This window comes from Streptomyces sp. NPDC052236 (genome assembly GCF_044548015.1).
In the GTDB taxonomy this organism is placed as follows: Bacteria; Actinomycetota; Actinomycetes; order Streptomycetales; family Streptomycetaceae; genus Streptomyces.
Map to the genome: position 1 here is coordinate 195,243 of NZ_JBIUBL010000015.1, position 20,441 is coordinate 215,683.

29 protein-coding genes and 1 pseudogene are annotated in these 20,441 nt (G+C 67.2%); 26 read left to right on the forward strand and 4 right to left on the reverse strand.

The genetic code is table 11. The features are described 5' to 3' along the window. Window positions 1-27: 27 nt before the first annotated feature. Both fusA and tuf read left to right on the forward strand, forming a co-directional pair. The gene (fusA, locus tag ACIHCQ_RS24815) at window positions 28-2,154 is read left to right on the forward strand and encodes an elongation factor G (RefSeq protein ID WP_399666235.1); all 2,127 of its coding nucleotides are present in this window, start codon (window positions 28-30) and stop codon (window positions 2,152-2,154) included. Between the two features lie 168 nt (window positions 2,155-2,322). Beyond that, complete coding sequence (gene tuf / locus ACIHCQ_RS24820; RefSeq protein WP_399666238.1) at window positions 2,323-3,516, forward strand: elongation factor Tu; 1,194 nt, start codon at window positions 2,323-2,325, stop codon at window positions 3,514-3,516. Between the two features lie 187 nt (window positions 3,517-3,703). Here tuf and ACIHCQ_RS24825 read toward each other — a convergent pair whose 3' ends face one another. Beyond that, the gene (locus ACIHCQ_RS24825) at window positions 3,704-4,198 is read right to left on the reverse strand and encodes an ATP-binding protein (protein WP_399666241.1); all 495 of its coding nucleotides are present in this window, start codon (window positions 4,196-4,198) and stop codon (window positions 3,704-3,706) included. Window positions 4,199-4,366: 168 nt separating this feature from the next. Between ACIHCQ_RS24825 and ACIHCQ_RS24830 the strand changes: the two genes are divergently transcribed. Next, complete coding sequence (locus tag ACIHCQ_RS24830; protein WP_399666243.1) at window positions 4,367-5,248, forward strand: helix-turn-helix domain-containing protein; 882 nt, start codon at window positions 4,367-4,369, stop codon at window positions 5,246-5,248. Continuing rightward, window positions 5,245-5,454: a DUF397 domain-containing protein gene (locus tag ACIHCQ_RS24835; RefSeq protein WP_399666246.1), complete on the forward strand. Its 210-nt coding sequence runs from the start codon at window positions 5,245-5,247 to the stop codon at window positions 5,452-5,454. Before ACIHCQ_RS24830 ends, ACIHCQ_RS24835 begins: the two co-directional genes overlap by 4 nt. A gap of 95 nt (window positions 5,455-5,549) precedes the next feature. On the opposite strand, the gene ACIHCQ_RS24840 is transcribed toward ACIHCQ_RS24835, so the two are convergent. The 3 genes and pseudogenes from ACIHCQ_RS24840 to ACIHCQ_RS24850 all read right to left on the reverse strand — a co-directional run. After that, the gene (locus tag ACIHCQ_RS24840) at window positions 5,550-7,691 is read right to left on the reverse strand and encodes a PIG-L family deacetylase (RefSeq protein ID WP_399666248.1); all 2,142 of its coding nucleotides are present in this window, start codon (window positions 7,689-7,691) and stop codon (window positions 5,550-5,552) included. A 426-nt stretch (window positions 7,692-8,117) separates the two neighbouring features. Further along, window positions 8,118-9,338 carry an RNA repair domain-containing protein gene (locus ACIHCQ_RS24845; protein WP_399666251.1) on the reverse strand — a complete coding sequence of 407 codons (1,221 nt, stop codon included), beginning with the start codon at window positions 9,336-9,338 and terminating at the stop codon, window positions 8,118-8,120. After that, window positions 9,339-9,608: pseudogene (locus ACIHCQ_RS24850) on the reverse strand (AAA family ATPase); the annotation flags it as partial. Between the two features lie 59 nt (window positions 9,609-9,667). On the opposite strand from ACIHCQ_RS24850, the gene ACIHCQ_RS24855 reads away from it, so the two are divergent. The 22 genes from ACIHCQ_RS24855 (at window position 9,668) to rplO (ending at window position 20,220) form a co-directional block, all read left to right on the forward strand. After that, entirely contained in the window at window positions 9,668-9,946 is a 279-nt protein-coding gene (locus ACIHCQ_RS24855) for a hypothetical protein (protein ID WP_399666254.1), read from the forward strand. A 484-nt stretch (window positions 9,947-10,430) separates the two neighbouring features. Continuing rightward, a complete protein-coding gene (rpsJ, locus tag ACIHCQ_RS24860) occupies window positions 10,431-10,739 on the forward strand; it encodes a 30S ribosomal protein S10 (protein WP_003948644.1) in 309 nt (102 codons plus the stop codon). Window positions 10,740-10,753: 14 nt separating this feature from the next. Then, a complete protein-coding gene (gene rplC, locus ACIHCQ_RS24865) occupies window positions 10,754-11,398 on the forward strand; it encodes a 50S ribosomal protein L3 (protein ID WP_398520262.1) in 645 nt (214 codons plus the stop codon). A 5-nt stretch (window positions 11,399-11,403) separates the two neighbouring features. Then, window positions 11,404-12,063 carry a 50S ribosomal protein L4 gene (gene rplD / locus ACIHCQ_RS24870; RefSeq protein WP_399666257.1) on the forward strand — a complete coding sequence of 220 codons (660 nt, stop codon included), beginning with the start codon at window positions 11,404-11,406 and terminating at the stop codon, window positions 12,061-12,063. Further along, on the forward strand, window positions 12,063-12,386 hold the full coding sequence (gene rplW, locus ACIHCQ_RS24875; protein ID WP_399666259.1) for a 50S ribosomal protein L23: 324 nt from the start codon (window positions 12,063-12,065) through the stop codon (window positions 12,384-12,386). The genes rplD and rplW overlap by 1 nt, the downstream gene beginning before the upstream one ends. Before the next feature lie 47 nt (window positions 12,387-12,433). Next, window positions 12,434-13,270 carry a 50S ribosomal protein L2 gene (gene rplB / locus ACIHCQ_RS24880; RefSeq protein ID WP_399666262.1) on the forward strand — a complete coding sequence of 279 codons (837 nt, stop codon included), beginning with the start codon at window positions 12,434-12,436 and terminating at the stop codon, window positions 13,268-13,270. A 12-nt stretch (window positions 13,271-13,282) separates the two neighbouring features. Beyond that, window positions 13,283-13,564 (forward strand): 30S ribosomal protein S19, encoded by a 282-nt coding sequence (gene rpsS, locus ACIHCQ_RS24885; protein WP_127356386.1) that lies wholly within the window; start codon window positions 13,283-13,285, stop codon window positions 13,562-13,564. A 40-nt stretch (window positions 13,565-13,604) separates the two neighbouring features. Beyond that, a complete protein-coding gene (rplV, locus tag ACIHCQ_RS24890) occupies window positions 13,605-13,952 on the forward strand; it encodes a 50S ribosomal protein L22 (RefSeq protein WP_026290933.1) in 348 nt (115 codons plus the stop codon). Further along, on the forward strand, window positions 13,952-14,812 hold the full coding sequence (gene rpsC, locus ACIHCQ_RS24895) for a 30S ribosomal protein S3 (protein ID WP_399666265.1): 861 nt from the start codon (window positions 13,952-13,954) through the stop codon (window positions 14,810-14,812). The genes rplV and rpsC overlap by 1 nt, the downstream gene beginning before the upstream one ends. Before the next feature lie 5 nt (window positions 14,813-14,817). After that, on the forward strand, window positions 14,818-15,237 hold the full coding sequence (gene rplP / locus ACIHCQ_RS24900; RefSeq protein ID WP_014047785.1) for a 50S ribosomal protein L16: 420 nt from the start codon (window positions 14,818-14,820) through the stop codon (window positions 15,235-15,237). Then, window positions 15,237-15,461 carry a 50S ribosomal protein L29 gene (gene rpmC / locus ACIHCQ_RS24905; RefSeq protein WP_040024284.1) on the forward strand — a complete coding sequence of 75 codons (225 nt, stop codon included), beginning with the start codon at window positions 15,237-15,239 and terminating at the stop codon, window positions 15,459-15,461. Before rplP ends, rpmC begins: the two co-directional genes overlap by 1 nt. Continuing rightward, entirely contained in the window at window positions 15,461-15,748 is a 288-nt protein-coding gene (rpsQ, locus tag ACIHCQ_RS24910) for a 30S ribosomal protein S17 (RefSeq protein WP_399666271.1), read from the forward strand. The genes rpmC and rpsQ overlap by 1 nt, the downstream gene beginning before the upstream one ends. Before the next feature lie 160 nt (window positions 15,749-15,908). Beyond that, window positions 15,909-16,277, forward strand: a complete 369-nt coding sequence (gene rplN, locus ACIHCQ_RS24915; protein WP_266534146.1) for a 50S ribosomal protein L14 — start codon at window positions 15,909-15,911, stop codon at window positions 16,275-16,277. Window positions 16,278-16,279: 2 nt separating this feature from the next. Further along, the gene (gene rplX, locus ACIHCQ_RS24920; protein ID WP_399666274.1) at window positions 16,280-16,603 is read left to right on the forward strand and encodes a 50S ribosomal protein L24; all 324 of its coding nucleotides are present in this window, start codon (window positions 16,280-16,282) and stop codon (window positions 16,601-16,603) included. Further along, the gene (gene rplE, locus ACIHCQ_RS24925) at window positions 16,603-17,160 is read left to right on the forward strand and encodes a 50S ribosomal protein L5 (RefSeq protein ID WP_399666277.1); all 558 of its coding nucleotides are present in this window, start codon (window positions 16,603-16,605) and stop codon (window positions 17,158-17,160) included. Before rplX ends, rplE begins: the two co-directional genes overlap by 1 nt. 5 nt (window positions 17,161-17,165) lie before the next feature. Beyond that, window positions 17,166-17,351, forward strand: a complete 186-nt coding sequence (locus tag ACIHCQ_RS24930) for a type Z 30S ribosomal protein S14 (RefSeq protein WP_003956452.1) — start codon at window positions 17,166-17,168, stop codon at window positions 17,349-17,351. Window positions 17,352-17,585: 234 nt separating this feature from the next. Beyond that, window positions 17,586-17,984 carry a 30S ribosomal protein S8 gene (gene rpsH / locus ACIHCQ_RS24935; RefSeq protein ID WP_018528360.1) on the forward strand — a complete coding sequence of 133 codons (399 nt, stop codon included), beginning with the start codon at window positions 17,586-17,588 and terminating at the stop codon, window positions 17,982-17,984. Window positions 17,985-18,005: 21 nt separating this feature from the next. Then, complete coding sequence (gene rplF / locus ACIHCQ_RS24940; protein WP_399666279.1) at window positions 18,006-18,545, forward strand: 50S ribosomal protein L6; 540 nt, start codon at window positions 18,006-18,008, stop codon at window positions 18,543-18,545. Window positions 18,546-18,548: 3 nt separating this feature from the next. Then, window positions 18,549-18,932, forward strand: coding sequence for a 50S ribosomal protein L18 (gene rplR / locus ACIHCQ_RS24945; protein WP_399666282.1), 384 nt, complete (start codon window positions 18,549-18,551; stop codon window positions 18,930-18,932). A gap of 46 nt (window positions 18,933-18,978) precedes the next feature. Beyond that, complete coding sequence (gene rpsE, locus ACIHCQ_RS24950; RefSeq protein ID WP_399666285.1) at window positions 18,979-19,581, forward strand: 30S ribosomal protein S5; 603 nt, start codon at window positions 18,979-18,981, stop codon at window positions 19,579-19,581. After that, window positions 19,581-19,763: a 50S ribosomal protein L30 gene (gene rpmD / locus ACIHCQ_RS24955; protein ID WP_399666288.1), complete on the forward strand. Its 183-nt coding sequence runs from the start codon at window positions 19,581-19,583 to the stop codon at window positions 19,761-19,763. Before rpsE ends, rpmD begins: the two co-directional genes overlap by 1 nt. A gap of 1 nt (window position 19,764) precedes the next feature. After that, the gene (gene rplO / locus ACIHCQ_RS24960; protein ID WP_399666291.1) at window positions 19,765-20,220 is read left to right on the forward strand and encodes a 50S ribosomal protein L15; all 456 of its coding nucleotides are present in this window, start codon (window positions 19,765-19,767) and stop codon (window positions 20,218-20,220) included. The last annotated feature ends 221 nt before the right edge of the window (window positions 20,221-20,441 follow it).

Below are 20,441 nucleotides of genomic sequence, written 5' to 3' on the forward strand. Positions count from 1 at the left end.
ATCGAGACCGAGAGAAGATTGAGCCTTATGGCCACCACTTCGCTTGACCTGGCCAAGGTCCGCAACATTGGGATCATGGCCCATATCGACGCGGGCAAGACGACGACCACCGAGCGCATCCTGTTTTACACCGGTGTGAGCTACAAGATCGGTGAGGTCCACGACGGCGCTGCCACGATGGACTGGATGGAGCAGGAGCAGGAGCGCGGCATCACGATCACGTCCGCCGCGACGACCTGCCACTGGCCGCTCGAGGACGTCGATCACACCATCAACATCATCGACACCCCCGGTCACGTCGACTTCACGGTCGAGGTGGAGCGTTCGCTCCGCGTGCTGGACGGTGCCGTCACGGTGTTCGACGGTGTAGCCGGCGTCGAGCCGCAGTCCGAGACTGTCTGGCGACAGGCGGACCGCTACGGCGTGCCGCGTATCTGCTTCGTCAACAAGCTCGACCGCACCGGTGCCGAGTTCCACCGCTGTGTCGACATGATCAGCGACCGCCTCGGCGCGACCCCGATCGTGATGCAGCTCCCGATCGGTGCCGAGGCGGACTTCAAGGGCGTCATCGACCTCGTTCGTATGAAGGCTCTGGTGTGGTCCGCCGAGGCCACCAAGGGCGAGATGTACGACGTTCTCGACATCCCGGGCACGCACACGGAGGCTGCCGAGGAGTGGCGCGGCAAGCTCCTTGAGGCCGTCTCCGAGAACGACGACGAGATGATGGAGATGTACCTGGAGGGCCAGGAGCCCACCGAGGAGCAGCTCTACGCCGCGATCCGTCGTATCACCATCGCGTCCGGCAAGGGCGGCGGCACCACCGTCACCCCCGTCTTCTGCGGTACCGCGTTCAAGAACAAGGGCGTCCAGCCCCTGCTCGACGCGGTTGTGCGCTACCTGCCCTCTCCCCTCGACGTCGAAGGCATTGACGGCCACGACGTCAAGGACGCGGAGAAGGTCGTCACGCGCAAGCCCTCGGACGACGAGCCGCTGGCCGCGCTGGCCTTCAAGATCGCGAGCGACCCGCACCTGGGCAAGCTCACCTTCATCCGGATCTACTCCGGCCGCCTGACGTCCGGCACCGCGGTGCTGAACCCGACGAAGGGCAAGAAGGAGCGCATCGGCAAGATCTACCGTATGCACGCGAACAAGCGTGAGGAGATCGAGTCGGTGGGTGCCGGTGACATCGTCGCCGTCATGGGCCTGAAGCAGACCACCACTGGTGAGACGCTGTGCGACGACAAGAACCCGGTGATCCTGGAGTCCATGGACTTCCCGGCGCCGGTCATTCAGGTCGCGATCGAGCCGAAGACCAAGGGTGACCAGGAGAAGCTGGGTGTCGCCATCCAGCGTCTCGCGGAGGAGGACCCCTCCTTCCAGGTCCACTCGGACGAGGAGACCGGCCAGACCATCATCGGTGGTATGGGCGAGCTCCACCTTGAGGTCCTCGTCGACCGCATGCGGCGCGAGTTCCGCGTCGAGGCGAACGTCGGCAAGCCCCAGGTCGCGTACCGCGAGACGATCCGCAAGACCGTCGAGCGTATCGACTACACGCACAAGAAGCAGACTGGTGGTACCGGCCAGTTCGCGAAGGTGCAGATCGCGATGGAGCCCATTGAGGGCGGCGACGCGACCTACGAGTTCGTGAACAAGGTCACCGGTGGCCGCATCCCCCGGGAGTACATCCCCTCGGTGGACGCGGGCGCCCAGGAAGCCATGAAGTTCGGCATCCTGGCCGGTTACGAGATGGTCGGTGTTCGCATCACCCTTCTCGACGGTGGTTACCACGAGGTCGACTCCTCGGAGCTGGCCTTCAAGATCGCCGGTTCGCAGGCGTTCAAGGAGGGTGCCCGCAGGGCGTCTCCCGTGCTCCTTGAGCCGATGATGGCCGTCGAGGTCACCACGCCCGAGGACTACATGGGCGATGTCATCGGCGACCTCAACTCGCGCCGTGGCCAGATCCAGGCCATGGACGAGCGCAGCGGCGCTCGCGTCGTGAAGGGCCTCGTGCCCCTCTCGGAGATGTTCGGCTACGTCGGAGACCTCCGCAGCAAGACCTCGGGTCGCGCAAGCTACTCGATGCAGTTCGACTCCTACGCCGAGGTTCCGCGGAACGTCGCCGAGGAGATCATCGCGAAGGCCAAGGGCGAGTAACTCTCGCGAGTAGACGCTTTAGGCTTGTAACCGGTGCCTGGAGTGGCGTCCGGCGCGAAGCACGAGCAATCGTGCGATGCGGCGGACGCCCCCGGGACCGGCATCCCAGCAAAGATCACCTGGCGCCGATGAAGCAAGGCGTACAGAACCACTCCGCAGGAGGACCCAGTGGCGAAGGCAAAGTTCGAGCGGACTAAGCCGCACGTCAACATCGGCACCATCGGTCACATCGACCACGGTAAGACGACCCTCACGGCCGCCATTACCAAGGTGCTGCACGACGCGTTCCCGGACCTGAACGAGGCCTCGGCCTTCGACCAGATCGACAAGGCTCCCGAGGAGCGCCAGCGCGGTATCACGATCTCGATCGCGCACGTCGAGTACCAGACGGCCTCGCGTCACTACGCGCACGTCGACTGCCCCGGTCACGCGGACTACATCAAGAACATGATCACGGGTGCGGCGCAGATGGACGGTGCCATTCTCGTGGTCGCCGCCACTGACGGCCCGATGCCGCAGACCAAGGAGCACGTGCTCCTGGCCCGCCAGGTCGGTGTTCCGTACATCGTTGTCGCGCTGAACAAGGCCGACATGGTGGACGACGAGGAGATCATGGAGCTCGTTGAGCTCGAGGTCCGTGAGCTCCTCTCCGAGTACGAGTTCCCGGGCGACGACCTTCCGGTCGTACGCGTCTCGGCGCTCAAGGCTCTGGAGGGCGACAAGGAGTGGGGCGAGTCGATCCTCAAGCTCATGGCCGCGGTGGACGAGTCCATCCCGCAGCCCGAGCGTGACGTCGAGAAGCCGTTCCTGATGCCGATCGAGGACGTCTTCACGATCACCGGTCGTGGCACCGTCGTCACCGGTCGTATCGAGCGTGGCGTCCTCAAGGTCAACGAGACCGTCGACATCGTCGGTATCAAGACCGAGAAGACCACCACCACGGTCACCGGCATCGAGATGTTCCGCAAGCTGCTCGACGAGGGCCAGGCGGGCGAGAACGTCGGTCTGCTCCTCCGTGGCATCAAGCGCGAGGACGTCGAGCGCGGCCAGGTCATCATCAAGCCGGGTTCGGTCACGCCGCACACCAGCTTTGAGGCCCAGGCCTACATCCTGTCGAAGGACGAGGGTGGCCGTCACACCCCCTTCTTCAACAACTACCGCCCGCAGTTCTACTTCCGTACGACGGACGTGACCGGCGTTGTGACCCTCCCCGAGGGCACCGAGATGGTCATGCCGGGCGACAACACCGTCATGACCGTCGAGCTGATCCAGCCCGTCGCCATGGAGGAGGGCCTCAAGTTCGCCATCCGTGAGGGTGGCCGGACCGTGGGCGCCGGCCAGGTCATCAAGATCAACAAGTAGTTTGTCGATCTGACCTGGTAGCTCGCTGAGCTGCAAGAAGGGCCCGTACGACTTCGGTCGTACGGGCCTTTTGCGTGTCCTGGGGCGTCCCGACGGGGCTACTTCCTCGGTGAAGACCTCTTCGGCGGAGCGGGCGGTGACGGCAGGCCCCCGACGGCTCAGGCCGACCGCTTCGTCGTTGGTGTTTTCACCCGATGGGGTGAGGAGGTGCCCCGGCGGCCGAGGCGGCCTCCGCCGGTACGCGCGGTACGAGGTCCAGTTCCGCCCACACCGTTTTGCGCGGTACGAGCCCCGGCGTGACGCCCCACCGGTCGGACAGGGCTTCAACCAGCAGCAGTCCGCGCCCCGACTCGTCGTCGGGGGAGGGCCGGTGGGGGCGGCGGGTGTCCGGGAGGTGGTCGTGGCGGGTGTCGGTCACCTCGACGCGGAGTACCCGGCCGTCGTCCGTCGTGGAGAGCGTCAGGCGGAAGTCCCGGCCCGGCACCCGGCCGTGCATGGCCGCGTTGGCGGCGAGTTCCGCGACGACATGTTCCGCCCGCTCGATCACCCCGCACGCAATGTTCCACTCACGTAGTTGCGCGGCGGTGAGCAGCCGGGCGAGACGCGCGCCGCGCCGGGTGGGGGAGAGCAGCACGGTGAAGGGGCGAGTGGGGGCACCGAGTTGGGTGGTTTTCTCGTTCACGCCGCCAGCGTGGCGGCGGCGTGCATACGCTGACCAGTGACGAACCGGTTACGTATGGTGATGGTCCGGAGCTTCTCCGACGTTGTCGGGCCTGTCCGGAGCGGCCGTACGGGCGGGGGCGTCGTCTCGGATGGGGCGGATACGGCGGTACATCGGAGGTGGGTCCGGGTGCGGACGACGGTGGAAGCGGGCGGTACGGAGCCCAGCGGTGAGCCGGATGAGCCGGGTTGGGAGGTCGACCCCGAAGACGAGTCGGGGGCGGCGGTCGTCGCCACGGTGGGGCGGCAGCTCAAGATGCGGCGCGAGGCGGCGGGGATGGGGGCGGCCGAGTTCGGGCTGGCGATCGGGTACGGGGAAGACCTCGTCTACAAGGTCGAGGCCGGCAAGCGGATTCCGCGGCCGGAGTATCTGGACAGGGCGGACGAGGTGTTGGCGGCGGGCGGCTTGATCGCCGCCATGAGGAAGGACGTGGCGGAGGTTCGCTACCCCAAGAAGATTCGGGACCTGGCGCGGATGGAGGCCAAGGCGGTCGAAACTGGGGTGTACGCCAACCACGGGATTCACGGCCTGTTGCAGACGGAAGAGCATGCGCGGGTCCTGCTTGAGACAAGACAGCCTGCGTACTCCCTGGGCGAGGTGGAGCGAGGTGTGGCTGCCCGCATGGCCCGACGCTCGGTCTTCGACCGCTCGCCGGCACCAGCACTCAGTTTCGTTCAGGAGGAGGCGGCGCTGCGGCGGCCCATCGGAGGCAAAATGGCGTTGCGCTGTCAGCTCGAACGTCTCCTGGAAGTCGGCCAGTTGAGAAACGTGTCACTGCAAGTGATGCCGCTCAACTGCGAGACTCATCCTGGGTTGGACGGTGGTATTGAGGTGCTGAAGTTCGAGGACGGTACGGCCGTGGGGCGCTCGGGAGGCGCGTTCAACGGGCGCCCGGTCTCCGACCCTAAACAGCTCCGGATCCTTGAGTTGCGGTATGGCATGATCCGGGCCCAGGCTCTCACCCCAAGGGAGTCGCTGGCTTTCATCGAGAAAGTGCTGGGAGAGACATGATCCGCAAGCCTTCTACGGGGGATGGCTCCACGCTGGAGTGGTTCAAGAGCAGCTACAGCGACAGCAGCAGCGGAAACGACTGCATTGAGGTCGCCACCACCCGCGGCACGGTGTACATACGTGACTCGAAGAACGTCCAGGGCCCTCGGTTTACCGTTGCGTCCGCTGCGTGGGCGGACTTCGTGACGTACGCGTCGAAGCGCTGACCCTTGCAACTGTCTCCGCCCCGCCCTCGGTTGCTCTCGACGGCGGGGCGTACCGCGTTGCGGTCTCAGAAGACCGGCGCTGTGCGGATCTGTTGTCAGCCGGCGGTGCCTGCCTCGGGCGCCCAGGTCCAGGGGTGCGCGTCCGCCCCCAGGCCCACGACAGTGGCGCCCGAGCCGCCTATGTGCAGAGCGGGCGCGTCCAGGGCCGCCAGTACGCCGGTGCTGCGGGTCAGCAGCCTGTCCGCGACCCGCAGCTGGATCTGGCCCTTGAGGTCCTTGCCGAGGAGCACGGGCCCGCGCGGAGAGGGCAGCGCGCTCACCGCGCCGTAGCCCTCGAAGCGGACGCCGGGTGTGCGGGTGCCGTCGGGGCGTACGGAGGTGAGCGCGGGCGATGCGGTGCTGCGGCCCTCGGCCTTCGGGGTGGGCTCCGTGCGGTACAGCAGCTCTATGCCGCCGTCCTTGGCCGCGAGCGCGGCGGGGGTCCCCACGGCGACCGGCAGCGGTTCGGCCGCCCGGAGGGTCAGCGGCTGCCCGGGTGCGTCCTGGGTCCAGTGGTGGACGGTGTCGTGGCCCGCGCCGAAGACATGGACCCGCCCGGCGCCGTCCACGATGGTGGACAGCCCGTCCTGTATCTCGCCGTCTCGCTCCTCGCCGCCCGCCAGGTCCTGCCAGCCGCCCCACCGCCCCTCGGCGTCGCGGACGCGGGTGCTGACGCCCTGGTCGGCGTTGCGTACGAAGAGGTGGACCCGGCCGTCGGGGGCGGTGACGGCCACCGGGACGCCGATACGCCGCCCCCGGTCGCCGCCGCGTTCCGGATTGCCCAGGCCGAGCCAGGGGAGGAACCCGCCGCCCGCGGCGCGCTGCTCCAGCAGGACGATCTCGCGGGTGTTGGCCCCGCCGTGCCCACCGAGCGCCGAGAACCGCAGCCCGAAGAGCAGCTGCCGGCCGTCCTTCAACGTCGCCGCCCCCAGCGTGGGCGCGAGCGGCCCGCCGCCGAGGTCGTCCGGGTTCCCCCACGCGCCGCTGCCGCGCTCAGTCTCCCGCCACCGGACCGCGCGCAGCCCCAGCACTCCGTACGCGGCGAGCCTGCCGTCCGGCTCGACGGCCAGGGCCGTGCGGGCGCCCGGATAGCGGTAATGGGTGGAGCGGACCCAGCCCTTCCGGTTGTGCAGCGGCCGCTTGCCGCCCACGTTGTAGTCGCCGCAGCCCGCCGGGTTGCCGCAGTCCCAGCTCACGTCACCGCCGTACGGGAGGAGATTCGCGGCCTTGCGCTGGAGCACGCTCTCGGGCAGGTTCTTCGGCCAGTGGCGGTTGTAGTAGCCGCGGAAGGCGGTGGCGGCGAAGGCGGGAACCTGACCGCCCTCGTGGGTCGACTCGGCCACCCAGCGCACCATGGCCGCCCAGCTGAAGGACGCCACGGCGGTGTGGTCCGCGTGGTCGGAGTAGCCGCGCTGCTCGCTGTCCTTCTTGCGGACGCGCTCGCTGCCGTGCTGGATGTCCGGGTCGGGGTCCAGCGTCTGTATGACCGTGGGCCGGTAGCGGTCCATGAGCCCGACGAGTACGTCGATGAGCTCGTCGTAGTCGTACGAGCCGGCCTTGCGCACGGGGGAGTCGTCGGCGACGACGGTCCGGAGGTTGAGCTCGCGGTCCTTCCACAGGGAGGGCAGGCCCATCCGGCCGCCGCGCACGGTGTGCATCGCGAGGTTCAGGAAGATCAGCTCGACCCGGCGCGGGCCGTTGGCAAGGACATTGATCTCGGCCCGCTGATCACCGCGCAGGGTGGCCACGCCCTGCTGCCAGTCGGTGAACTTGGGCAGCCCGAGCAGCGTGGCGTACGCCTGGCGCAAGCCCTGGTGGCGGGCGGAGGAGTACGCGGTCTTGTCGGCGGCGGGCCGCGGTCGGTCGGGGATCTTGTTGACGCCGTCGGCCTCGCCCGCGGTGACGTACACGCAGACGAGCGGAGTACCGGAGTCCAGCATCCGCTGGGTGTCGGGGTTCATGAAGTACAGGTCGTCGTCCGGGTGGGCGAGTATCTGCATCAGCTGCGCGCGGCGGGTGCTGGCGATGGGCATACCGGGCGCGGGATCGGCGGCGAGAGCGGCCCGCCGGGGCGCGGGCACGGAACACCCGGCCAGGGCGACGGCCCCGGCGACGGCGCCTGTGGCGATCACCACGTTTCGCCGGCTCGGCCCGATCCGGCGCGCGGCAGCCTGCCCCAGGGCATGCGCGATATTCATCTGTCCTGCTCCGTCCGCTTTACTCGCAGCGGGCAGACAGGCCCCCCATGCTGCGTACGTTGAACTCCCCAAATGGGCGGATGGGCTGGTCAGAGCCGCTCCGCGATCAGCTAGACGGGGATTGTGCGCGATGGGTTGCCTGCGGCGCGGGGCCCTTGTCGGGGGCGCTGCCCCCGAGGCCCCCGCGCCTCAATCGCCGGCGGGGCTGACCATTCGCCTCGGGCCCCCGTCGGGGCTCCGCCCCGAACCCCGCGCCTCAATCGCCGGCGGGGCTGGATTCTCCAGCCCCGCCGGCGATTGAGGACACGGCCGAAGGCCGTACTGGGGGTCCCCCCACGCCCGCCAGGGCGTAGGGGGCGAAGCCCCTTGGTAGGTGCGGCGGCCACCGGCGGATCTGCGGGTCGTGGTCCCGGCGGATGTCCTGGATCAGCGGCCACAGCGCCGGCGGCGGCAGCCACGCCACGCCGTACGGGCAGTGGGCCGTACGGCGAGGACACGGCCGGACTCATCGGCGCGCAGCTCCACCGACACGCCGAAGTGATCGGAGATGTACAGCCCGTCCGGAGTCGGCGTATCGCCCACCAGCACCGCCCCGGCCGCCCGCAGCCTTCCGGCATCGGCGCGCAGCAGCACCCGGTCCAGCCGGGAGGCTCGCCCGGACAGCGAGGAGACGGCCGCCAGCGGATTGACGCCCGGGTCGAACGTCGGCGTCGCGTCGCCCGGCCCGTGGACCTCGCTCCACGCGTCGCGCATCCCCAGCGCCCGGGCGGGGCCCGGGCCCCCGTCGTTGAAGTCGCCCAGCAGGATCAGATCGCCCTCGACGCCCGCCAGACCCTCGGCGATCCTGGTCAGTTCGGCCTCCCTCCGCGCCGGGCCGTTCTCGGAGTGGTCGCTGCTCAGATGCGTCGCGGCGACCACGAGCGGGCCGCCCGCGCTCTCCACGACCAGCGCCGTGAGGGCCTTGTGCGGGCCGAGGACATGCACCCCCGCCTCCCGTACGGGCAACCGGCTGAGCAGCAGCAGCCCGCTCTCCGCCACGTCCCGCCCGGCCGGATCGGCGGAGACGGTGTACGCCTCACGCACCCACGGCGTCCGCAGCAGCACGGCGAGCAGCTCCGCCTCCACCTCCTGGAGCGCGATGACGTCCGCGTCGGCGTCCTCAAGGGCGGCGGGCAGCAGCAGCCTGCGCCGGGCGGTGTCGATGCGGTCGCTGTCGTACCGGTCCCACAGCGCGTTCCAGGTCAGTACGCGCACCCCAGCGGCCCGGACCGGCACCCCAGCGGCCGGGACCGGCACGCCACCGCCCGGGCCCCGGGGCGTATCCGCCGGAAGCCAGCCGCCCGCCTCATCCCATGCGTACGGCGTACGGGCCGTGAAGAACGGGGCCCGCAGCCGTCGCGGCTCGCGCACCCGCCCGGCGTCCGTCGCGTCGATACGGTCCACGCCCACGGACCGGTCCCAGACCACCTCGCCGTCCGCCTCGAAGAACAGCACCCGGTGCCACGGGATGTCGCCGCCGGGCACGAACGCGGACAGCGGGATCCGCTCGGGTGGTGCGCCGCGCTGGTTGATCCCGAGCACGAAGCGGGCCGGGTCGAACCGCGGGTCCCAGCGCACCCGGTGGTAGATCTCCTCGCTGGTGCGCATCTACGCCTCCTCCTCGACGGTGCCGCCCGCCCCGATGTACCAGGTGCGGAGCGTCTGGCCGGGGTACGGCGGTACGAACCGGTGCAGCTGCGCGGTGAGGACCCGCGGCGGCACCGGGTGCGGCCGTACGGCATTGCGCCGGACGAGTTCATCCTCGTCGACCAGTACCACCGCGTGCGTGATCAGCGCGTCGCGGCGGTGCGCGACCGCGTGCACCAGGGAACGCTGGTGCGGATTGAGGGAGGTGGCGTCCCACACCACCGGGGGGCCGTTTTCGCTGTCGGGCAGGCACCAGAACCGCTCCTCGATGCGCACCTTCACCTCGACCTTTGACCTTCGACGGCACGACGATCACCGTTCCCGGCATCCAGATCGTGGGCCGGCTGAGCAGCGTGGTCCCGTACTGCGCTCCGACGGACGGCCCGCGGTCCGTCGCGGCCGAGCGGTCGGCGCTCGCCACACCGGCGGAGCAGCGCCGCCGGAACTACTACGCCCTGCCCCATCTGGAGCACGCGGGCAACGGCTTCGTCGGCGTGGCGGCGGTCCACGGTGACGCGGCCCAGTCCGAAGAGGTCCTGAGCAGTCGCTTCATCGACGCGGAGGACTGAGCGAGGACTGAGCCCAGCCTCTCCCGAAGCGGTCCTCGGCCCGGTTACCACCGGGCCGAGGACCGCTTCTCCGTGTGCGCTGATACGCTCTCGGGCCGATTGGCCAGGGCCGCGTCCCGTGTGGCAGACTGTCGGGGTTGCTCGGTTGAGTGCCAATGCTGTGCGCCTCCCGCCGGGAGGACCGGAAGCGAGTCCCAGAGTACTCGTCGCCCCATCTGTCGTAAGGCAGCGCTGAGGCGGACGTACGGGAATCTTCCGGGAAGTGTCAGTGGGGCACCGGCCAGGCACCCGGTGGGCGTTCGTCCCCGGCCCGCGGTCTTCAGGCCCGCACCCCTTGAGTGGGAAATCCTTCGGGAGATCTTCGTAGAGGGAATGCGACACGCCCGACCGCGTGGGTCGGACAGAACAGCGTAAGACAGAGCACGGCGTCAAGCGCGGCCCTCGGGTTCCAGAGCGTTTCGAGAGACAGGATTGCTGAGTAGCCATGGCGGGACAGAAGATCCGCATCCGGCTCAAGGCCTACGACCACGAGGTCATCGACTCTTCGGCGAAGAAGATCGTCGAGACGGTGACTCGCACTGGTGCGTCGGTCGCGGGCCCGGTGCCGCTGCCCACTGAGAAGAACGTGTACTGCGTCATCAAGTCGCCGCACAAGTACAAGGATTCTCGCGAGCACTTCGAGATGCGCACGCACAAGCGCCTGATCGACATTCTCGACCCGACGCCCAAGACCGTTGACTCGTTGATGCGCCTGGACCTTCCGGCCGGCGTTGACATCGAGATCAAGCTCTGAGAGGCGCGGAGAAGATGGCAAAGCAGATCAAGGGCGTCCTGGGCGAGAAGCTCGGCATGACCCAGGTCTGGGACGAGAACAACCGTGTCGTCCCGGTGACCGTGGTCAAGGCCGGGCCCTGCGTCGTTACCCAGGTCCGTAAGAATGACATCGACGGTTACGAGTCGGTCCAGATCGCCTTCGGCGAGATTGACCCGCGCAAGGTGAACAAGCCCCTCAAGGGTCATTTCGCCAAGGCCGACGTGACCCCGCGCCGCCACCTGGTGGAGCTCCGTACCTCCGACGCCAGCGAGTACACGCTCGGCCAGGAGATCACTGCCGAGGTGTTCGAGTCCGGCGTCAAGGTTGACGTCACGGGCAAGAGCAAGGGCAAGGGCTTCGCCGGTGTCATGAAGCGTCACAACTTCAAGGGCCTCGGCGCCGGCCACGGCACTCAGCGTAAGCACCGCTCTCCCGGCTCCATCGGTGGCTGTGCCACCCCGGGCCGTGTGTTCAAGGGCATGCGCATGGCGGGCCGTATGGGTAACGAGCGGGTCACCACCCAGAACCTGACCATCCACGCCGTTGACGCGGAGAAGGGCCTGCTCCTGATCAAGGGCGCGGTTCCTGGTCCGAATGGCGGACTGGTCCTGGTCCGCACTGCGGCCAAGGGGGCCTGAGGACTATGAGCACCATTGACATTCTGTCGCCCGCAGGCGACAAGGCGGGGACCGTTGAGCTCCCGGCCGAGATCTTCGACGCGAAGATCAGCATCCCGCTGCTCCACCAGGTAGTCGTCGCACAGCTGGCCGCCGCCCGTCAGGGCACGCACAAGGTCAAGCGTCGTGGCGAGGTCCGTGGTGGCGGTAGGAAGCCCTACCGTCAGAAGGGCACCGGCCGCGCCCGTCAGGGTTCGACCCGCGCCCCGCAGTTCGCCGGCGGTGGCGTCGTGCACGGCCCCACGCCGCGCGACTACTCGCAGCGGACCCCGAAGAAGATGAAGGCCGCCGCCCTGCGCGGTGCCCTCACCGACCGGGCGCGCAACTCCCGCATTCACGTCGTCACCGGCGTGATCGAGGGCGACGTGTCCACCAAGGCCGTGAAGACCCTGCTTGCCAAGATCAGTGAGCGCAAGCACGTGCTCCTGGTCGTGGAGCGGGCCGACGAGGCCGCGTGGCTCTCCGCGCGCAACCTGCCCCAGGTACACCTCCTGGACCCGGGTCAGCTGAACACGTACGACGTGCTCGTCTCGGACGACGTGGTCTTCACCAAGACCGCCTTCGAGTCCTTCGTGTCCGGCGGGCCTGTTGGCCGGAACGATGAGACTGAAGGGAGCGAAGCCTGATGACTGAGGCTGTCGTTACCAGCAAGACCTTCACGGACCACCGCGACATTCTTGTCAAGCCGGTTGTCTCCGAGAAGAGCTACGCACTGCTCGACGAGAACAAGTACACGTTCATCGTCAGGCCCGGCTCCAACAAGACCCAGATCAAGCAGGCCGTCGAAGCGGTCTTCTCGGTCAAGGTCACCGGGGTCAACACGATCAACCGTCAGGGTAAGCGCAAGCGCACCAAGACGGGATTCGGCAAGCGCTCGGACACCAAGCGCGCCATCGTGACCCTTGCCGAGGGCGACCGTATCGACATCTTCGGCGGCCCGACCTCCTGACCGGGGTCGAGTCGTTCAGAAGTCCGGAATCTTCCGAGGACTGAGAAATGGGTATCCGCAAGTACAAGCCGACGACCCCGGGCCGTCGTGGCTCCAGCGTCGCCGACTTTGTAGAGATCACGCGGTCCACACCGGAGAAGTCGCTGGTCCGCCCTCTGCACAGCAAGGGCGGCCGGAACAACTCCGGTCGGATCACCGTTCGCCACCAGGGTGGCGGACACAAGCGCGCCTACCGTCTGATCGACTTCCGTCGTCATGACAAGGACGGCGTGCCGGCCAAGGTCGCGCACATCGAGTACGACCCGAACCGCACCGCGCGCATCGCGCTGCTGCACTACGCAGACGGCGAGAAGCGCTACATCATCGCGCCGAAGAACCTGTCGCAGGGCGACCGGGTCGAGAACGGCCCGGGTGCCGACATCAAGCCCGGCAACAACCTGGCGCTGCGCAACATCCCGGTCGGTACGACCATCCACGCCATCGAGCTTCGGCCCGGCGGCGGCGCGAAGTTCGCCCGTTCCGCGGGTGCCTCCGTGCAGCTGCTGGCGAAGGAGGGCACGATGGCCCACCTTCGTATGCCCTCCGGTGAGATCCGGCTGGTCGACGCCCGCTGCCGCGCCACCATTGGCGAGGTCGGCAACGCCGAGCAGTCGAACATCAACTGGGGCAAGGCCGGCCGTCTGCGCTGGAAGGGCGTTCGCCCGACCGTCCGCGGTGTCGCGATGAACCCGGTCGACCACCCGCACGGTGGTGGTGAGGGTAAGACCTCCGGTGGTCGCCACCCGGTTTCCCCGTGGGGTCAGAAGGAAGGTCGTACTCGCTCGCCGAAGAAGGCGTCCAGCAAGTACATCGTCCGCCGCCGCAAGACGAACAAGAAGCGCTAGGAGCGGGTTTAGATGCCGCGCAGTCTCAAGAAGGGGCCCTTCGTCGACGACCACCTCATCAAGAAGGTGGACGTACAGAACGAAGCAGGCACCAAGAACGTCATCAAGACCTGGTCCCGTCGCTCGATGATCATCCCGGCCATGCTCGGCCACACGATCGCGGTGCACAACGGCAAGATCCATGTCCCGGTGTTCGTCACCGAGTCGATGGTCGGCCACAAGCTCGGTGAATTTTCGCCGACTCGCACCTTCCGCGGCCACGTCAAGGACGACCGGAAGTCGAAGCGCCGCTAACGCGGGGTGACTGACTATGACTTACACCGAAGGGACAACCATGGAAGCCAGGGCCCAGGCGCGGTACATCCGCGTCACGCCCATGAAGGCCCGCCGAGTGGTGGACCTCATCCGTGGCATGGATGCCACGGAGGCTCAGGCGGTCCTGCGTTTCGCCCCGCAGGCCGCGAGCGTGCCGGTTGGCAAGGTGCTTGACAGCGCCATTGCCAACGCTGCACACAACTACGACCACCCTGACGCCTCTTCGCTGGTCATCAGCGAGGCGTACGTGGACGAGGGCCCGACCCTGAAGCGGTTCCGTCCGCGTGCTCAGGGCCGTGCCTACCGGATCCGTAAGCGGACCAGCCACATCACCGTGGTCGTCAGCAGCAAGGAAGGAACCCGGTAATGGGCCAGAAGGTTAACCCGCATGGGTTCCGGCTCGGCATTACCACGGACTTCAAGTCCCGTTGGTACGCCGACAAGCTGTACAAGGACTACGTCAAGGAAGACGTTGCCATTCGTCGCATGATGACGAAGGGCATGGAGCGTGCCGGTATCTCGAAGGTTGAGATCGAGCGCACCCGCGACCGCGTCCGTGTCGACATCCACACCGCCCGCCCGGGCATCGTCATCGGCCGCCGCGGCGCCGAGGCCGACCGCATCCGTGGCGAGCTGGAGAAGCTGACCGGCAAGCAGGTCCAGCTGAACATCCTCGAGGTCAAGAACCCCGAGGTGGACGCTCAGCTGGTGGCCCAGGCCGTCGCCGAGCAGCTGTCCTCCCGTGTCTCCTTCCGTCGTGCCATGCGCAAGAGCATGCAGGGCACGATGAAGGCCGGCGCCAAGGGCATCAAGATTCAGTGCGGCGGTCGTCTCGGCGGCGCCGAGATGTCCCGCTCGGAGTTCTACCGCGAGGGCCGCGTGCCCCTGCACACGCTCCGCGCGAACGTCGACTACGGCTTCTTCGAGGCCAAGACGACCTTCGGCCGCATTGGTGTGAAGGTCTGGATCTACAAGGGCGACGTCAAGAACATCGCCGAGGTCCGCGCCGAGAACGCCGCTGCCCGCGCCGGCAACCGTCCGGCCCGAGGCGGCACCGACCGTCCGGCCGGCCGTGGTGCCCGTGGCGGTGCCGGTGGCGGTGGTGGCGAGCGCGGAGGCGCTCGTGGTGGCCGCAAGCCGCAGCAGTCCGCGCCGGCAGCCGAGGCCCCCAAGGCCGACGCTTCCGCCGCTGCCGCTCCGGCTGAGAGCACTGGAACGGAGGCCTGACCGAAATGCTGATCCCCCGTAGGGTCAAGCACCGCAAGCAGCACCACCCCAAGCGCAGCGGTATGTCCAAGGGTGGTACGCAGGTTGCGTTCGGCGAGTACGGCATTCAGGCCCTCACTCCGGCGTACGTGACCAACCGCCAGATCGAGGCGGCCCGTATCGCGATGACCCGCCACATCAAGCGTGGCGGCAAGGTCTGGATCAATATCTACCCGGACCGCCCGCTGACGAAGAAGCCTGCCGAGACCCGCATGGGTTCCGGTAAGGGTTCGCCGGAGTGGTGGATCGCGAACGTCAAGCCCGGTCGGGTGATGTTCGAGTTGTCCTACCCGAACGAGAAGATTGCGCGTGAGGCGCTTACCCGCGCTGCTCACAAGCTTCCGATGAAGTGCCGGATCGTTCGGCGCGAGGCAGGTGAGTCGTGATGGCGGCCGTTACCAAGGCGTCCGAGCTGCGTGAGCTGGGCGACGAGGAGCTTGTCGCCAAGCTTCGCGAAGCCAAGGAAGAGCTGTTCAATCTCCGCTTCCAGGCGGCGACCGGTCAGCTCGAGAACCACGGCCGGCTCAAGGCCGTCCGGAAGGACATCGCGCGGATCTACACCCTGATGCGTGAGCGCGAGCTGGGCATCGAGACGGTGGAGAGCGCCTGATGAGCGAGAGCAATGTGACTGAAACTGCCAAGACTGACCGCGGATTCCGCAAGACCCGTGAGGGTCTGGTCGTCAGCGACAAGATGGACAAGACCGTCGTCGTCGCTGTCGAAGACCGTGTGAAGCACGCGCTGTACGGCAAGGTCATCCGCCGTACGAACAAGCTCAAGGCGCACGACGAGCAGAACGCTGCCGGCGTCGGCGACCGCGTCATCATCATGGAGACGCGTCCGCTGTCGGCGACCAAGCGCTGGCGCATCGTCGAGATCCTCGAGAAGGCCAAGTAATTCAGCGGGGGCTCCGCCCCCGCACGCCCCCTGCTGGGGGCTCGCCGCCAAGCCTCCGGGCCTGGCGGCGGGCGCCCGGCACTAGTTCCGCCAGGCTCGGCGGGAGTCCGGTTCAGGCTGGACTCCCGCCGGGAACCGGCAGACAAATCAGGAGATAGACGTGATCCAGCAGGAGTCGCGACTGCGTGTCGCCGACAACACTGGTGCCAAGGAAGTCCTTTGCATCCGTGTTCTCGGTGGCTCCGGTCGCCGCTACGCGGGCATCGGTGACGTCATCGTCGCCACCGTCAAGGACGCGATCCCCGGTGGCAACGTGAAGAAGGGTGACGTCGTCAAGGCGGTCATCGTTCGCACCGTGAAGGAGCGTCGTCGTCAGGACGGCTCGTACATCCGCTTCGACGAGAACGCCGCCGTCATTCTGAAGAACGACGGCGACCCTCGTGGCACCCGTATCTTCGGCCCGGTGGGCCGTGAGCTGCGCGAGAAGAAGTTCATGAAGATCATCTCGCTCGCGCCGGAGGTGCTGTAAGCATGAAGATCAAGAAGGGCGACCTGGTTCAGGTCATCACCGGCAAGGACAAGGGCAAGCAGGGCAAGGTCATCGCGGCCTTCCCCCGTGAGGACCGCGTCCTGGTCGAGGGTGTCAACCGGGTCAAGAAGCACACCAAGGCCGGGCAGACCGCTCGCGGTTCGCAGACCGGCGGCATCGTGACCACCGAAGCCCCTGTCCACGTGAGCAATGTTCAGCTCGTCGTGGAGAAGGACGGCAACAAGGTCGTCACGCGTGTCGGTTTCCGCTTCGACGATGAGGGCAACAAGATCCGCGTTGCCAAGCGGACGGGTGAGGACATCTGATGGCTACCACCACGACTCCGCGTCTCAAGACGAAGTACCGCGAGGAGATCGCGGGCAAGCTGCGTGAGGAGTTCTCGTACGAGAACGTCATGCAGATCCCCGGTCTCGTCAAGATCGTGGTCAACATGGGTGTGGGCGACGCCGCCCGCGACTCCAAGCTGATCGACGGCGCGATTCGCGACCTCACCACGATCACGGGCCAGAAGCCGGCCGTCACCAAGGCCCGGAAGTCCATCGCGCAGTTCAAGCTGCGCGAGGGTCAGCCGATCGGCTGCCACGTCACCCTCCGCGGTGACCGCATGTGGGAGTTCCTGGACCGCACGCTGTCGCTCGCGCTGCCGCGCATCCGCGACTTCCGCGGTCTGTCGCCGAAGCAGTTCGACGGCCGTGGCAACTACACCTTCGGTCTCACGGAGCAGGTCATGTTCCACGAGATCGACCAGGACAAGATCGACCGCGTCCGGGGTATGGACATCACCGTGGTCACCACGGCGACCAACGACGCTGAGGGCCGCGCGCTCCTTCGTCACCTCGGCTTCCCCTTCAAGGAGGCGTGACCGAGATGGCGAAGAAAGCTCTCATTGCCAAGGCTGCTCGTAAGCCCAAGTTCGGTGTGCGTGCGTACACCCGCTGCCAGCGCTGCGGCCGTCCGCACTCCGTCTACCGCAAGTTCGGCCTGTGCCGCGTGTGCCTTCGTGAGATGGCCCACCGTGGCGAGCTGCCGGGTGTGACCAAGAGCTCCTGGTAATTCCCTGACAGGGATACCCGGAGACTCTCGGTAAGCACAGGGTTGGCAGGAGCCCTCCCCTCCATGGCTTAGGCTAGGAGGGTTGGGCGTCTGCCACCCGGACGCCCGCGGGCGAAGCCCGCTAGTTAACGCTTACTACGCCGTAGGTCCCCGCACCGCACCCGTCCCGCCACTGAGTGGGGAGAGGGATGGCGCATACAGGAAACCCCGGCGAGAGAGGCCGAAGGCCAATTCATGACCATGACTGATCCGATCGCGGACATGCTGACTCGTCTGCGTAACGCGAACTCGGCGTACCACGACACCGTGGCTATGCCGCACAGCAAGATCAAGTCGCACATCGCGGAGATCCTCCAGCAGGAGGGCTTCATCACCGGCTGGAAGGTCGAGGACGCCGAAGTCGGCAAGAACCTCGTCCTGGAGCTGAAGTTCGGCCCGAACCGTGAGCGCTCCATTGCGGGCATCAAGCGGATCTCGAAGCCGGGTCTGCGTGTGTACGCGAAGTCCACCAACCTGCCCAAGGTTCTCGGCGGCCTGGGAGTGGCGATCATCTCCACTTCCCACGGTCTCCTGACCGGCCAGCAGGCAGGCAAGAAGGGCGTAGGTGGGGAAGTCCTCGCCTACGTCTGGTAGTCGGGAACGGAGGAAAAGCTAATGTCGCGAATCGGCAAGCTCCCCATCCAGGTTCCCGCCGGTGTGGACGTCACCATCGATGGCCGTACGGTCGCGGTGAAGGGACCCAAGGGTTCCCTCTCGCACACCGTCGCCGCTCCGATCGATGTCGCCAAGGGTGAGGACGGCGTTCTCAACGTCACCCGCCCCAACGACGAGCGTCAGAACAAGGCTCTGCACGGCCTGTCCCGCACGCTGGTGGCCAACATGATCACCGGCGTGACCACGGGATATGTCAAGGCGCTCGAGATCAGCGGTGTCGGTTACCGCGTAGCCGCGAAGGGCTCCAGCCTGGAGTTCCAGCTCGGCTACAGCCACTCGATCACGGTGGAGGCGCCCGAGGGCATCTCCTTCAAGGTCGAGTCGCCGATCAAGTTCTCGGTCGAAGGCATCGACAAGCAGAAGGTCGGCGAGGTCGCCGCGAAAATCCGCAAGCTGCGTAAGCCCGACCCGTACAAGGCCAAGGGCGTCAAGTACGCGGGCGAGGTCATCCGCCGCAAGGTCGGAAAGGCGGGTAAGTAAGCCATGGCATACGGTGTAAAGATCGCCAAGGGTGACGCGTACAAGCGCGCCGCCATCAAGCGCCGCCACATCCGCGTTCGCAAGCACGTCTCCGGTACGCCGGAACGTCCTCGCCTCGTCGTGACGCGCTCCAACCGCAACATCGTCGCTCAGGTCATCGACGACATCGCGGGCCACACGCTCGCGTCGGCGTCGACCCTGGACACCTCGATCCGTGGTGCCGAGGGCGACAAGAGCGCCCAGGCCAAGCAGGTCGGTGCGCTTGTCGCCGAGCGTGCTAAGGCTGCCGGTGTCGAGGCTGTTGTCTTCGACCGTGGTGGCAACAGGTACGCCGGGCGCATTGCCGCTCTGGCTGACGCCGCCCGCGAAGCCGGGCTGAAGTTCTAAGCCCCGGTTCCGGGACTAACGGACGTAACAGAGAGAGGTAAATCCAATGGCTGGACCCCAGCGCCGCGGAAGCGGTGCCGGTGGCGGCGAGCGGCGGGACCGGAAGGGTCGCGACGGTGGCGCTGCCGCCGAGAAGACCGCTTATGTTGAGCGCGTAGTCGCGATCAACCGCGTTGCCAAGGTTGTCAAGGGTGGTCGCCGCTTCAGCTTCACCGCGCTGGTCGTGGTGGGCGACGGTGACGGCACCGTAGGTGTCGGATACGGCAAGGCCAAGGAAGTTCCCGCGGCCATCGCCAAGGGCGTTGAAGAAGCGAAGAAGAACTTCTTCAAGGTTCCGCGTATCCAGGGCACCATCCCGCACCCGATCCAGGGTGAGAAGGCCGCGGGCGTCGTCCTGCTGAAGCCTGCTTCCCCCGGTACCGGCGTTATCGCCGGTGGCCCGGTGCGTGCGGTGCTCGAGTGCGCCGGCGTCCACGACATCCTGTCGAAGTCGCTCGGTTCGTCGAACCCGATCAACATCGTGCACGCGACTGTGACGGCCCTCAAGGGTCTTCAGCGTCCCGAGGAGATCGCGGCTCGCCGTGGTCTGCCCCTCGAGGACGTGGCCCCCGCGGCCCTGCTCCGTGCGCGTGCGGGAGCGGGTGCGTAATGGCTCGCCTCAAGATCACGCAGACCAGGTCGATCATCGGCACGAAGCAGAATCACCGCGACACCCTGCGCTCGCTCGGGCTCAAGCGCGTGCGTGACGTGGTTGTCAAGGAAGACCGCCCCGAGTTCCGCGGAATGGCTCACACCGTCCGCCATCTCGTGACGGTTGAGGAGGTCGACTGACATGGCGGAAAACAACCCGCTGAAGGTCCACAACCTCCGTCCCGCCCCGGGCGCCAAGACCGCCAAGACCCGTGTGGGTCGTGGTGAGGGCTCCAAGGGCAAGACGGCTGGTCGTGGTACCAAGGGCCAGAAGGCTCGTTACCAGGTTCCGGAGCGCTTCGAGGGCGGGCAGATGCCCCTCCACATGCGTCTCCCGAAGCTCAAGGGCTTCAAGAACCCGTTCCGCACCGAGTACCAGGTCGTCAACCTGGACAAGCTCGGCGCTCTCTACCCTGAGGGTGGAGAGGTCACGGTGGCCGATCTGGTCGCCAAGGGCGCGGTTCGCAAGAACAGCCTCGTCAAGGTCCTCGGCCAGGGCGAGATCTCCGTGGCGGTACAGGTGACGGTTGACGCCGTCTCCGGCTCCGCCAAGGAGAAGATCGCCGCTGCCGGCGGCACCGTCACCGAGCTCGTCTGACACGAGTTCAGTGGCTGAAAGCTGACAATCAACCGGGGATGCCTCTCAAATGGGGCATCCCCGGTTGGTCGTTCCTAGGGGGGCACTGTCGCCGGTAAGGTGGCGTGCACTGTTGCTGTAACAGTTGTTGCTGTAACAAGGGGGACGCAAGCCCCCCGGGTCGCGCGGTCTGTCGGAGTAGGATCGTGCGGATTTGCTGATCTGTACCCGTTACTCGTTAT

Bases quoted from the DNA above. Each gene is read 5' to 3' on its own strand.
- fusA (WP_399666235.1), top strand. From the start codon at position 28: ATGGCCACCACTTCGCTTGACCTGGCCAAGGTCCGCAACATTGGGATC.
- ACIHCQ_RS24835 (WP_399666246.1), top strand. From the start codon at position 5,245: ATGATCCGCAAGCCTTCTACGGGGGATGGCTCCACGCTGGAGTGGTTC.
- ACIHCQ_RS24840 (WP_399666248.1), bottom strand. From the start codon at position 7,691: ATGAATATCGCGCATGCCCTGGGGCAGGCTGCCGCGCGCCGGATCGGG.
- ACIHCQ_RS24845 (WP_399666251.1), bottom strand. From the start codon at position 9,338: ATGCGCACCAGCGAGGAGATCTACCACCGGGTGCGCTGGGACCCGCGG.
- rpsJ (WP_003948644.1), top strand. From the start codon at position 10,431: ATGGCGGGACAGAAGATCCGCATCCGGCTCAAGGCCTACGACCACGAG.
- rplC (WP_398520262.1), top strand. From the start codon at position 10,754: ATGGCAAAGCAGATCAAGGGCGTCCTGGGCGAGAAGCTCGGCATGACC.
- rplD (WP_399666257.1), top strand. From the start codon at position 11,404: ATGAGCACCATTGACATTCTGTCGCCCGCAGGCGACAAGGCGGGGACC.
- rplW (WP_399666259.1), top strand. From the start codon at position 12,063: ATGACTGAGGCTGTCGTTACCAGCAAGACCTTCACGGACCACCGCGAC.
- rplB (WP_399666262.1), top strand. From the start codon at position 12,434: ATGGGTATCCGCAAGTACAAGCCGACGACCCCGGGCCGTCGTGGCTCC.
- rpsS (WP_127356386.1), top strand. From the start codon at position 13,283: ATGCCGCGCAGTCTCAAGAAGGGGCCCTTCGTCGACGACCACCTCATC.
- rplV (WP_026290933.1), top strand. From the start codon at position 13,605: ATGGAAGCCAGGGCCCAGGCGCGGTACATCCGCGTCACGCCCATGAAG.
- rpsC (WP_399666265.1), top strand. From the start codon at position 13,952: ATGGGCCAGAAGGTTAACCCGCATGGGTTCCGGCTCGGCATTACCACG.
- rplP (WP_014047785.1), top strand. From the start codon at position 14,818: ATGCTGATCCCCCGTAGGGTCAAGCACCGCAAGCAGCACCACCCCAAG.
- rpmC (WP_040024284.1), top strand. From the start codon at position 15,237: ATGGCGGCCGTTACCAAGGCGTCCGAGCTGCGTGAGCTGGGCGACGAG.
- rpsQ (WP_399666271.1), top strand. From the start codon at position 15,461: ATGAGCGAGAGCAATGTGACTGAAACTGCCAAGACTGACCGCGGATTC.
- rplX (WP_399666274.1), top strand. From the start codon at position 16,280: ATGAAGATCAAGAAGGGCGACCTGGTTCAGGTCATCACCGGCAAGGAC.
- rplE (WP_399666277.1), top strand. From the start codon at position 16,603: ATGGCTACCACCACGACTCCGCGTCTCAAGACGAAGTACCGCGAGGAG.
- ACIHCQ_RS24930 (WP_003956452.1), top strand. From the start codon at position 17,166: ATGGCGAAGAAAGCTCTCATTGCCAAGGCTGCTCGTAAGCCCAAGTTC.
- rpsH (WP_018528360.1), top strand. From the start codon at position 17,586: ATGACCATGACTGATCCGATCGCGGACATGCTGACTCGTCTGCGTAAC.
- rplF (WP_399666279.1), top strand. From the start codon at position 18,006: ATGTCGCGAATCGGCAAGCTCCCCATCCAGGTTCCCGCCGGTGTGGAC.
- rplR (WP_399666282.1), top strand. From the start codon at position 18,549: ATGGCATACGGTGTAAAGATCGCCAAGGGTGACGCGTACAAGCGCGCC.
- rpsE (WP_399666285.1), top strand. From the start codon at position 18,979: ATGGCTGGACCCCAGCGCCGCGGAAGCGGTGCCGGTGGCGGCGAGCGG.
- rpmD (WP_399666288.1), top strand. From the start codon at position 19,581: ATGGCTCGCCTCAAGATCACGCAGACCAGGTCGATCATCGGCACGAAG.
- rplO (WP_399666291.1), top strand. From the start codon at position 19,765: ATGGCGGAAAACAACCCGCTGAAGGTCCACAACCTCCGTCCCGCCCCG.